The following is an 11,703-nucleotide window of genomic DNA, read 5'->3' as shown; positions in this document are numbered from 1 at the left end:
AAGGCACTGCCTTCCTAAGCTTCGTTTAATATGGCTATTTCAACAGGCCGTTTACCAATAGGTCGTTTGCTCAATCGCGTTTTGTCTCGATGCCTCCATCGCAAAAAGTAAGCTTTGCTGCTTGTCCTCAAGCCAATCGGTTAAATCGACACCAAGCGATTTGGCCGCAAGTGTTAATTGTCGATAACAGGCTAAGGTTCGAATGCCTAACACTAAATCCTGCCATGGCGCCCTAAAGGCATCACGGGATTTTGCCTCATATAAAAGCCCATACGCTTGCCCTATTTGAATACTCTCATCCAGTAACGCGGCACACTGCAAATAATCCTCGGCGGTCATTGTTTTATCGCTAGGCATGGCAGCTAAAATCGCCTGCCATGAGGCTTCCTGAGCATGATCAGCATGCTGGGATAATCCAAGCTCTGCGGGCAGTTCGATATTACCCGCGCTGAGTGCCAATAGGATCTCGACAATCGCTAACTGCAATTGACCGTATTCAACTCTTTGCCAGAGTAAATTTAACCGCCCTGAGATATCCATGGCTTCAAATTGCAGCTGTAGTTGTTGCATCAAAGCTTGACGGGCGTCGTGCCGAGTTAATAAGCCTTTTTGACTACCGAGCAAGGCTGCTAAGGCCTGTGCCTCTTCAATAAACGTTAGTTGTGATTCAATAAGATTAAATTGCTGCATCAAAGTAGCATTAGCGAGACCAAACTGCCTCAGAGTCATCCGTAATAAACGAATACAAGCACGCATCCGCCACCATAGGGCTATCTGAGCTTCGTTATCTTGTTCATCAGCTATCATCGCCTCAAGCAATTGCCAACGTTCAAGTGCCGTTTCAAGTAACACTTGGCAGGTCGCCGTTAAATCCTGTTGATGGGGTTGATGTAGATTCAAATCTTCAGGCACAGGCAGAGGCAAAAACTCCAGCGCACTTAAGGCTAACGGCTTAGATTGCCCCGCGAGTCGATAGCCCCGCTGCGCCTTACTGGCTTTGCCTAAACGCACTGGAACAGTATCAGCCACTTCTGTTGCTAATACTAATAGTGCATTAGCATCTCCACTTAACAGCTCAAATTCCAGTTCACAGAGCGCCTCGTGCTTGCCATTGGCGGTAATTTCGCCAGTGTCTAAGGCGACCTCCACTAGGCTATTTCCCACAGTTACATGCCAAGCTCGGCGATAAAAATCGGTATGGAACACGCAACCAAGCTCAGTTTGTACAGCGGTTAGATTAGCATTTAAGGGCCAAATGTTTGCCGGAAACAGGCTTAAATCAGGGCTATCAGCTTGAATAGTGACATTATATTCGGGGCGTGAATGGATCCCTCCAATCACTTGCCCTGCTGTTTTGATGGTTTGTTCTTGGTGTCCATCATAGCCACGAACCCGCAATCCCATGTCCCATTGACGCAATTGCAATGTGGGTGTGTCAAAGTAACCGTTGGTTAAACGACGTGTGCCTTGCGGAGCAGCATTTTCTAAGCTATCTAGCTTATTTATCAGGGTTTCTAGAAATTTAGGTAGGAAAAACAGTTTTAATTCAATCTCAGCATTCATTACTGCACCGCTCATTTTGTCATCAAATATTCATTCACGCGTCATTTTTAGTTCATAATGTCACAAATGTGTCATAAAAATCCCGTAGGATTTGGTTTTGAAGTTGGTATATAACCCGTTAGAATAAAGCTGTGATTTTTTCTCAAAAAACACAGTTTCAATACGCGGACGCATAGGGTAACATGCGCCCGCTTTTTCCAATCATGGAACAATCTAAATAGGTAAACGGCAATGCCAGTAAACTCTATTTTGGGCGTGTTTGCAAAATCGCCAATTAAGCCTCTTCAAGAGCACATGGACAAAGTCTACGATTGCGCATCGTTACTGGTCCCCTTTTTCGAAGCCACCATCACAGGTAACTGGGATGCTGCAGTTCAACTACGTAAACAAATTAGTTTAGCGGAAAAGCAAGGGGACTCACTCAAACGTGAAATTCGCCTCACTCTGCCAAGCGGTTTGTTTATGCCTGTTGAGCGTACAGATCTATTGGAACTACTGACACAACAAGACAAAATCGCTAACAAAGCAAAAGATATCTCTGGTCGTGTAATCGGCCGTCAATTGCTTATCCCTCAGGTCATGCAAGTCCCCTTTATCGCATACTTACAACGTTGTATCGACGCTGTAGGTCTTGCAAAAGAAGTCATTAACGAACTCGAAGATTTGCTCGAAGCAGGTTTCCGTGGTCGTGAAGTTGACTTAGTGGCCAAAATGATCAATGAACTCGATATCATTGAAGAAGATACTGACGATTTACAAATTCAACTTCGTCGTCAATTATTCGCATTGGAATCAGAATTGAATCCTGTCGATGTGATGTTCCTCTATAAAACGATTGAATGGGTCGGCGGTCTTGCAGATCTGGCCGAACGCGTCGGTTCGCGTCTTGAGCTTATGCTTGCTCGCGTTTAATAAATAAGGTTATCAAGGTATCAATATGGTTGATGCAGGTATGGAGGTGGCTAACGTATTAGCCACTAATGGGCCGTGGCTTATTGCCATTGCGGCTGCGTTTGGTTTTCTAATGGCGTGGGGCATTGGTGCAAACGATGTGGCCAATGCGATGGGAACCTCTGTTGGTTCTAACGCTATTACGATTAAACAAGCGATTATTATCGCTATGATCTTCGAATTTGCAGGTGCTTTTTTGGCCGGCGGCGAAGTGACCAGTACAATCCGTAACGGTATTATTGATTCAAGTTATTTTACCCAAACCCCTGAATTGCTGGTATATGGCATGATTGGCTCATTGTTAGCTGCGGGGATTTGGTTAGTCGTGGCATCGGCATTAGGCTGGCCAGTATCAACGACTCACTCAATTGTAGGCGCGATTATCGGCTTCGCGGCTGTAGGCGTTGGCACTGAGTCTGTCGCTTGGGAAAAAGTAGGCGGTATTGTTGGTTCTTGGGTCATTACACCAGCAATCTCTGGCTTTATGGCGTTCATTCTGTTCCAAAGCACTCAAAAACTGATTTTCAACACCGATAACCCACTTGCTAATGCTAAACGCTATGTACCTTTCTACATGGCGTTCGCAGGCTTTATGATGTCATTAGTCACGATCCTCAAAGGATTGTCACACGTTGGCATTCATTTAAAAGGTGCCGAAGCTTATATCCTGGCGGGCGTAATAGCATTGGTCGTTGGTATCATAGGTAAAGTGTTTATTTCTCGTCTAAAAATGGATGAGAAAGCAAGCCACAAAACCATGTACGCTAACGTCGAAAAAGTGTTTGCGATCCTGATGGTTTTAACCGCTTGTTGTATGGCATTCGCCCACGGTTCAAACGATGTTGCAAATGCGATTGGTCCTTTAGCTGCGGTGGTATCTGTAGTTAATAGTGGTGGCCAAATTGCATCTAAATCACCGTTAGTATGGTGGATCCTACCTTTAGGTGCTGTGGGTATCGTTATGGGTTTGGCGATTTTCGGTCAGCGCGTAATGCAAACCATTGGTAAAAATATTACTCACTTAACTCCAAGTCGCGGTTTTGCTGCCGAATTAGCCGCAGCCTCTACCGTAGTGATTGCTTCTGGTACTGGTTTACCTATCTCTACCACACAAACGTTAGTCGGTGCGGTATTAGGTGTGGGTATGGCCCGTGGTATTGCGGCAATCAATATTGGTGTGGTGCGTAACATTGTTGTGTCTTGGGTGGTTACTTTACCTGCGGGTGCAGGTCTATCGATCATCTTCTTCTATATGATTAAAGGCATCTTTAACTAAGAAGCACATGACGACTATGGCAAGCTCGCCGTAGAAATGTACTAAACACAGAGGAATTGCTAGCATGGATGCGGCAAAGTTGAGGGAAGTCTATGACTTCCCTCTTGCATTGCAGGCCTCAAATCCCTAGCATGTGGTCACTATTTCGTTGATGAGAATACAAAAGTGTTAAGAATGCTGACTCTGGTGGGAATGATGTTACTCTCCCCTAACCTGCTGGCCGAAGGCCAACCCCGCTATATCTCGGATAACGTGTTTCTTTATATTCTCAACGGCCCTGGTACTGATTATCGTATTTTGGGTTCGATTGAAGCGGGACAACCCGTTACGTTACTTGGCGAAACTCAGGGCGATTATTCAAAAATAATCGACCATAAAGGTCGTGAAGGTTGGGTGCCAACCAACTTAATCAGTTCAACGCCTAGTTTTCGTGAGCAAGTTTCAACACTCACTAATGAGTTAAACGAAACCAAAGCCAAGCTTGCAGAAGTCTTAAGTTCGACGAATAACCATTCCGATGAAGTGGATGAACTCAAAGCCAAGCTAAGCGAAGCCGAAGCTATGCTGAACAAAACCACTCAAGAGCGTGATAACCTCAAAGTAGCGGTTGATCATAGCGCCCAAGAGGCACAATTTGCGCTATGGCGTGAGGGCGGACTGATTGCCGCCGCCGGTTTAGTGGTTGGGGTAATTTTGGTATATCTGCCAAGACCACAACGCCGCAACAAGAAGCGTTGGATGTAAATTTTTACGCAAATAATCTGAAAGTCAAAGCTAAAGCCAGTGTTTTCAAACACTGGCTTTTTGTCAATCAAGCGTTACAACTAACACTTAACAAGCCAATCAAACAATCCTCACATTCTTTCACGCTATAGTGTTGTCCGTCACATTTTGGTTGTATAATCTGCGCGCGCAAAGCTTCATATTGTATACAAAATATCAAATGCGTTTCGCGCCCCCCATTTTTGTTTCAACAATAGAGCCGAAAACAACTGGCCAAGATGGAAGCGATTACTATGTTCAAAGCGAGTGAAGTGCTGGCAGGCCGCTACGATTCTGCCAATCTCGACGAACTGTTCAAAGCCGTCACCGACAACTACATTGTCGATGAAGAACAATACTTGTCAGAGCTAATCAAACTAGTACCCTCCAGTGATGAAGCCATCGAGCGCGTCACTCGTCGTGCCCACGAACTGGTAAACAAAGTTCGTCAATTTGAGAAAAAAGGCTTAATGGTTGGCATCGATGCCTTCCTGCAGCAATACAGCTTAGAGACTCAGGAAGGCATCATCCTGATGTGTTTAGCCGAAGCCCTGCTGCGTATTCCCGATGCGGCTACCGCCGACGCCTTGATTGAAGATAAACTTTCAGGTGCTAAGTGGGATGAACACTTAAGCAAGAGCGATTCAGTGCTGGTTAACGCCTCCACTTGGGGCCTAATGCTCACCGGTAAAATTGTTAGCTTAGATAAAAAAATCGACGGCAGCCCGAGTAGCCTATTAGGCCGTTTAGTCAATCGTTTAGGTGAGCCTGTGATCCGCCAAGCCATGATGGCGGCGATGAAGATCATGGGTAAGCAGTTCGTTCTCGGCCGCACCATGAAAGAAGCGCTCAAGAACAGCGAAGACAAGCGTAAATTAGGTTACACCCACTCCTACGATATGCTGGGTGAAGCCGCGCTAACGCGTAAAGATGCCGAAAAATACTTTAACGATTATGCCAATGCGATTACCGAGTTAGGCGCGCAAAGCTATAACGAAAGTGAATCACCACGCCCAACCATTTCTATCAAGCTGTCAGCATTGCACCCACGTTACGAAGTCGCTAACGAAGACCGTGTATTGACCGAGCTGTACGACACTGTTATTCGCCTGATTAAACTCGCGCGCGGGTTAAATATCGGTATTTCTATCGACGCCGAAGAAGTTGACCGTCTCGAACTGTCATTAAAGCTGTTCCAAAAACTGTTTAATTCTGAAGCCACTAAAGGCTGGGGATTACTGGGTATCGTTGTTCAAGCTTACTCTAAGCGCGCCCTGCCTGTGCTGGTATGGTTAACTCGCCTGGCGAAAGAGCAAGGCGACGAAATCCCCGTTCGCTTAGTGAAAGGCGCCTACTGGGATAGCGAGCTGAAATGGGCACAACAAGCTGGCGAAGCTGCTTACCCACTCTACACCCGCAAAGCCGGTACCGACGTATCTTACTTAGCCTGTGCGCGTTACCTGTTATCCGACGCCACCCGCGGCGCGATTTACCCACAATTTGCCAGCCACAACGCGCAAACCGTTGCCGCGATTTCAGATATGGCGGGCGATCGTAACCACGAATTCCAACGTCTACACGGCATGGGACAAGAGCTGTACGACACTATTCTGTCGGAAGCTGGCGCGAAAGCGGTACGTATCTACGCTCCAATCGGTGCCCATAAGGATCTGCTGCCCTACTTAGTGCGTCGCCTGCTGGAAAACGGTGCGAACACCTCGTTCGTACACAAGCTGGTCGACCCGAAAACCCCTATCGAGTCTTTAGTGGTTCACCCACTGAAAACCCTGACAGGCTACAAAACCCTGGCTAACAACAAAATCGTTTTACCTACCGACATATTCGGTAGCGATCGCAAAAATTCCAAGGGACTCAATATGAACATCATTTCAGAAGCAGAGCCATTCTTCGCGGCCTTAGACAAATTCAAATCGACGCAGTGGCAAGCGGGCCCTCTGGTTAATGGTCAAACCTTAACTGGCGAGCACAAAACCGTGGTGAGCCCATTCGATACCACCCAAACCGTGGGTCAAGTGGCCTTTGCCGACAAAGCGGCTATCGAACAAGCTGTCGCCTCTGCCGATGCGGCGTTTGCAACTTGGACTCGTACTCCGGTTGAAGTGCGCGCCTCTGCCCTGCAAAAGCTGGCGGATCTGTTAGAAGAAAACCGCGAAGAACTGATTGCCCTCTGTACCCGTGAAGCGGGCAAGAGCATTCAAGACGGTATCGACGAAGTGCGTGAAGCCGTTGACTTCTGCCGCTACTACGCGGTGCAAGCTAAGAAGCTGATGTCAAAACCTGAACTGCTCCCAGGCCCAACGGGTGAGTTAAACGAACTCTTCCTCCAAGGTCGCGGTGTGTTCGTGTGTATCAGCCCATGGAACTTCCCATTAGCTATCTTCTTAGGCCAAGTCTCAGCAGCCCTCGCTGCAGGTAACACTGTGGTCGCAAAACCCGCTGAACAGACGTCTATCATTGGTTACCGTGCAGTGCAGTTAGCACATCAAGCGGGTATTCCAACGGACGTGCTGCAATATCTACCAGGCACTGGCGCTACCGTAGGTAACGCACTGACGGCTGATGAGCGCATCGGTGGCGTATGCTTTACCGGTTCAACGGGCACAGCCAAACTCATCAACCGCACACTGGCAAACCGTGAAGGCGCAATCATTCCGTTAATCGCCGAAACTGGTGGTCAAAACGCTATGGTGGTTGACTCTACGTCTCAGCCAGAACAAGTGGTTAACGATGTAGTGTCTTCATCCTTCACCAGTGCAGGTCAACGCTGCTCGGCGCTGCGTGTACTCTTCCTACAGGAAGATATTGCAGACCGCGTTATCGATGTTCTGCAAGGTGCGATGGATGAGTTAGTGATTGGCAACCCAAGTTCAGTGAAAACCGACGTAGGCCCAGTTATCGATGCGACCGCGAAGGCTAACCTTGACGCCCATATCGACCACATCAAGCAAGTGGGTAAGTTGATCAAGCAAATGTCTCTGCCAGCGGGTACCGAGCATGGCCACTTTGTAGCGCCGACTGCCGTTGAAATCGACTCAATCAAAGTGCTTGAAAAAGAACACTTTGGTCCAATCCTGCACGTGATCCGTTACAAGGCATCTGAACTTGCCCATGTGATCGATGAAATCAACAGCACAGGTTTTGGCCTAACCTTAGGTATCCACAGTCGTAACGAAGGCCACGCCCTCGAAGTCGCTGACAAGGTTAACGTAGGTAACGTGTACATCAACCGTAACCAAATCGGCGCAGTCGTTGGCGTACAACCTTTCGGCGGTCAAGGTCTATCTGGCACTGGTCCAAAAGCCGGTGGTCCACACTACTTAACTCGCTTCGTGACTGAAAAGACTCGCACTAATAACATCACCGCTATCGGTGGTAACGCGACCCTGTTGTCACTGGGTGATAGCGACGCCTAAGTCCTAACGACTTATTGATAAACGAAAGCCAGACACTGTCTGGCTTTTTTATTGGGTAATGAATGCTTAGACCTAAATTCAATGAGAGAAATGAGCACTGGAATCAGTGGCGCCCTGAACTTTTCTGCCGTTAAACTTTCAGTCGTCGCTTAATTTTTCATCCTTTGGGACTTTATCTGTCTGAATACTGGGCAGTAGTTTCGGTAATGGTTCGAGGTGCTAATAGGCGGCATAATGGTTTCTAGCTATCGTATTCCCTCATTGCCTGCCGCAGGCCTTTGCACTGTTACACCAGTGACACGCCGTGAATACGTCCCTGTAGGCTCTACTAAAACATCCATGTTTTAGAAGGTCACTGGCGCAACAATGCTTGATTTGGTGCAACCATTAATAATCGAGCAATGCCAGCCCTGACCTTATCTCAACTTTCTATTAATCTAAATGAAGTTTGAAAAAACAGGACATTGACCTTAGTAAGCTAGAGCTGACCATAAATGTTTCAATAAATTAGCCTATCAAGTCACTACACGCGTTGTTACTATAGATAACAAATCTAAAAAAATATTCCTTTTAAATGAGCGATAGATGATATGAGTGCAAACTTTGTCTTATAAATGAAGACTTGCAAAAATCACACATTATTCCAAATGCATTTTTTCGTCATATAAAAAAAGATGAGAATGATCCTGGAAAGTATATTGAAATCTCTACTATTAAAAATACATTCGAGCAATGCAGTTACTCAGAAAATTTGCTTTGTTGGGAATGTGAGCAAAAATTTTCAAATGAATTTGAGTCTTATGTTATAACTCTCATCCTTAAAAACCCCATAAATATTAATGTTTCAACAGCAAAACAACACAACCAAATCACTTTCAAGAATATTGATTTTAGCAAACTAAAACTTTTCCAAATGTCAGTATTATGGAGAGCTGCGATTAGTTCACTAAAATTTTTTGAGCATGTAAATCTTGGAGCAGAGCAACTAGAACTTTTAAGGAATCATTTAATGGCATTGAAGCCATTACAACCACAGCAGCTTCCATGTTTTATGGAGCGATGGCTACTAGATCCACTAGATGAAACATCTACAGAGGAATTAATAAATAGTAAGTGTTCCATATTTAAGCCAAGGAGTACGGCAATCAATTTTTTAGGGCTTGAATATATAACATTTGTCTTTGGTGGCTTCGCATGGAGATATTGGTTAAGTGACTTTAGCAATTTTTATGTTAATGAAGGATTGATAGTAAATCCAAATGGTACTCTTATTTGTCCAATAGTAACCCTACCAGATAATAAATTCCTTCTCTCGGCAGGAGTTCTTGCTCTTGCCAATGAAAAAAAAGACAAAGGCATAAAAAAACCAGACTAGCTTCTACAAAAAAAGACAGGATAGGCACAGCTCTTTAGGGATTAATAGCTCGCACAGTTGCGTCAGGAGTTCACCTTCCCCTGCGAAGTTGCTGAAGGGCGTTGAAGAAAATCGCGTGAGCGAGGCATGGATGCCTCGCTAGCTTTCGGGGTACAGGATGTACCATCGGAAGCGTTAGTGATTTTTGAATAAGCACTAAGCCACTAACCAATGCATGTAACTTCGCTAGGGGCGTCTTGGAGCATCCAAGGAGGATAGGACGAGCAGTCCTCCTTGGTCGGGTGTGGGGTGAAGCCCCACGACTTTGATTCACCTCGGCCGACAGGCCGCAATTACTCATAGACTAACCGCGATAACCAAGCCAATTCAAACACTAAGCAAACCAGCATGATTATCGGGTGTGGGTGAAGCCCCACGACTTTGATTCACCTCGGCCGTTAGGCCATGATTCGAGATTCGTGACATAACCCCAACGCATTTTTCTCACTCACTTACCTGACAAGAATTTCCTCAAAATTGAGTCTCACTGAGCAAGAGGTTTCAAAGCCAATGTGAGCGGCTTCAAATTGTGAATAGGCGAGATTTGAAAGCGATATGAGGGGATTGCGCCTAAGAGATAAAAACCTTCATAATCGCCATTCAATCAACCGATTTTTTACTTTCTCAAAGTCACTTTCTCAAGGCAACTATGACATTCTCGCTATTAGATATTTCTGCATTAACGTGGTTTATCGTTTCTTGGGCTGGCTATACCGCCTTTGCCCGACGTAAGGCGAAGGATACCGACTGTATTGCCCGTGGCCTGCACAAGCACAGGATCTACTGGATGCTTGAACTGATGACTCGAGGCGTGCGGGTTGGCGATGCGGCGTTATTAGCGAACCTTGAGCGTAATATTGCCTTTTTTGCCTCGACTACGCTATTCGTGCTCGCGGGGGTACTAACCTTATTTGCCCAGGTTGAACGCCTCGAAGCCGTGATTGCTACGATTCCCTATGCTACGCCGCCGAACCACTCCTTAGTCCAAGTGAAGTTAGCGCTGTTGGTGGTGATCTTCGTGATGGCGTTTTTCCAATTTACCTGGTCGATGCGCCAATACGGCTTTGTGAACGTGATGATAGGCGCGGGTCCCATGGATAGCGAAGGCGCCAACGACAACCTCAAAGCCTATGCGCGGCAAATGGCAACGGTGCAAGACCAAGCCGCCCACTCCTATAACTATGGCCTGCGGGCTTACTACTTTTCGATGGCCGTGCTCTGCTGGTTCGTGCACCCTATCCTATTTATTTTGGCTAGCCTGTTTGTGGTGGTCACCCTCTATCGCCGCGAATTTAAATCCCGTGCTGTTATGGCCATTACCGCTGCGAAGGCACATTTAGGAACCGAATACCAAGCGCGAGAAACTCAGCGTCAATCCAAGTAGTCGTCATTTAGCCTGAGACTGCGCCAGTAAAGCGCAGTCTAATTCTTGTTCTATACTCATTGGGTTAATCACCAATCAATAATGGGAGTGAACCATGAGTGATAATCTGTTAACAGTGGATGAAGTGTGCAAGTTGCTAGATAAGAGTCCGGCAACTATCAAACGCTATGCGCGGGAAAACCTGCTCAGCAGCGTCAAAGACGGTGAAGAATTGCGATTCCCCGAAGAAGAGGTCAAACGTTACTTAGCCTTTTCGCAGCGCTTAGGAAGATAAGCCGCCGCGCCTTTGTCGATTCATCCCCAAATGGACTTGGGATGCCTCGCTTATCCTTGTATAGCCATCTGTAACTGTTTGTAAGATAAAAACTCCCGCTGTGATTCCTCTAGCCCAAGCTCTGCGGCTAAGGCGAGGAGCTGCGCTTCATAGATGGGCAACTTAGTTTCGTCATTAGTCATGATTGCAAGCTCGGCAAAGTCTCCTAAACCTTCGAGCCAATCAAGCGTTAAATGAAATTCCCCGAGAAAATACACGCTGCGGCGTTTTTTAATCTCAAGCACACATTGATAACCTAAAGTCCGTAGCATACTTTTGGCTTTAATGGCATCCGTGATATTGACCGCCTCACAACGGTCTTTCTCGGGTCCTTTCACAATCCACAGCATGATGCCAGAGGGCTGCATCTCACGAATACACAGGCTTTTATGCTCCGCCGCTAACGACACTGAGGGCGAATCAAAATAGCAGTCATGCTCAAGATTATCCTCGAGCATCACCTCGGGGGATTTGGTGCTTAGGCGTGCCCAAAAGGCTTCACGGTCTGTAAGCCGATACTTAAGCTCAACCTCAAACTTGCCGTTAAAATGAGCGTTAATTTGCGGCGCAAGCTGTGCAGGCATAAAATTATTCATCAACTATCTC

9 protein-coding genes are annotated in these 11,703 nt (G+C 46.4%); 7 read left to right on the top strand and 2 right to left on the bottom strand.

All coding sequences use genetic code 11. The features are described 5' to 3' along the window. Positions 1-51 precede the first annotated feature (51 nt). Positions 52-1,563, bottom strand: a complete 1,512-nt coding sequence (locus tag KXJ80_RS06965; RefSeq protein WP_109277722.1) for a CYTH domain-containing protein — start codon at positions 1,561-1,563, stop codon at positions 52-54. 231 nt (positions 1,564-1,794) lie between these two features. Between KXJ80_RS06965 and KXJ80_RS06960 the strand changes: the two genes are divergently transcribed. The 7 genes from KXJ80_RS06960 to KXJ80_RS06930 all read left to right on the top strand — a co-directional run bounded on the left by KXJ80_RS06960 (position 1,795) and on the right by KXJ80_RS06930 (position 11,058). Further along, positions 1,795-2,475 carry a TIGR00153 family protein gene (locus KXJ80_RS06960; RefSeq protein ID WP_037421779.1) on the top strand — a complete coding sequence of 227 codons (681 nt, stop codon included), beginning with the start codon at positions 1,795-1,797 and terminating at the stop codon, positions 2,473-2,475. Positions 2,476-2,500: 25 nt separating this feature from the next. Continuing rightward, positions 2,501-3,790 carry an inorganic phosphate transporter gene (locus KXJ80_RS06955; RefSeq protein ID WP_080612413.1) on the top strand — a complete coding sequence of 430 codons (1,290 nt, stop codon included), beginning with the start codon at positions 2,501-2,503 and terminating at the stop codon, positions 3,788-3,790. Between the two features lie 195 nt (positions 3,791-3,985). Beyond that, the gene (locus KXJ80_RS06950; protein WP_037421868.1) at positions 3,986-4,534 is read left to right on the top strand and encodes a TIGR04211 family SH3 domain-containing protein; all 549 of its coding nucleotides are present in this window, start codon (positions 3,986-3,988) and stop codon (positions 4,532-4,534) included. 257 nt (positions 4,535-4,791) lie between these two features. Continuing rightward, positions 4,792-7,986 carry a bifunctional proline dehydrogenase/L-glutamate gamma-semialdehyde dehydrogenase PutA gene (gene putA / locus KXJ80_RS06945; protein WP_218738036.1) on the top strand — a complete coding sequence of 1,065 codons (3,195 nt, stop codon included), beginning with the start codon at positions 4,792-4,794 and terminating at the stop codon, positions 7,984-7,986. Between the two features lie 622 nt (positions 7,987-8,608). Continuing rightward, entirely contained in the window at positions 8,609-9,361 is a 753-nt protein-coding gene (locus KXJ80_RS06940; RefSeq protein WP_218738035.1) for a hypothetical protein, read from the top strand. Between the two features lie 688 nt (positions 9,362-10,049). Beyond that, a complete protein-coding gene (locus KXJ80_RS06935) occupies positions 10,050-10,784 on the top strand; it encodes a DUF599 domain-containing protein (RefSeq protein WP_037421785.1) in 735 nt (244 codons plus the stop codon). A 94-nt stretch (positions 10,785-10,878) separates the two neighbouring features. Then, positions 10,879-11,058 (top strand): helix-turn-helix domain-containing protein, encoded by a 180-nt coding sequence (locus KXJ80_RS06930; protein ID WP_011623867.1) that lies wholly within the window; start codon positions 10,879-10,881, stop codon positions 11,056-11,058. Between the two features lie 50 nt (positions 11,059-11,108). Here the strand turns inward: KXJ80_RS06930 and cyaB are convergent, their stop codons facing one another. Next, the gene (cyaB, locus tag KXJ80_RS06925) at positions 11,109-11,693 is read right to left on the bottom strand and encodes a class IV adenylate cyclase (protein WP_218738034.1); all 585 of its coding nucleotides are present in this window, start codon (positions 11,691-11,693) and stop codon (positions 11,109-11,111) included. Positions 11,694-11,703 lie beyond the last annotated feature (10 nt).

The organism is Shewanella xiamenensis (assembly GCF_024971755.1).
Taxonomy (GTDB): Bacteria; Pseudomonadota; Gammaproteobacteria; order Enterobacterales; family Shewanellaceae; genus Shewanella; species Shewanella xiamenensis.
This window is presented reverse-complemented; position numbering and strand designations above follow the sequence as displayed.

Coding starts and splice junctions, on each gene's coding strand:
- cyaB (WP_218738034.1), bottom strand. CDS start 11,693: ATGAATAATTTTATGCCTGCACAGCTTGCGCCGCAAATTAACGCTCAT.
- KXJ80_RS06935 (WP_037421785.1), top strand. CDS start 10,050: ATGACATTCTCGCTATTAGATATTTCTGCATTAACGTGGTTTATCGTT.
- putA (WP_218738036.1), top strand. CDS start 4,792: ATGGAAGCGATTACTATGTTCAAAGCGAGTGAAGTGCTGGCAGGCCGC.
- KXJ80_RS06965 (WP_109277722.1), bottom strand. CDS start 1,563: ATGAATGCTGAGATTGAATTAAAACTGTTTTTCCTACCTAAATTTCTA.
- KXJ80_RS06955 (WP_080612413.1), top strand. CDS start 2,501: ATGGTTGATGCAGGTATGGAGGTGGCTAACGTATTAGCCACTAATGGG.
- KXJ80_RS06930 (WP_011623867.1), top strand. CDS start 10,879: ATGAGTGATAATCTGTTAACAGTGGATGAAGTGTGCAAGTTGCTAGAT.
- KXJ80_RS06950 (WP_037421868.1), top strand. CDS start 3,986: ATGTTACTCTCCCCTAACCTGCTGGCCGAAGGCCAACCCCGCTATATC.
- KXJ80_RS06960 (WP_037421779.1), top strand. CDS start 1,795: ATGCCAGTAAACTCTATTTTGGGCGTGTTTGCAAAATCGCCAATTAAG.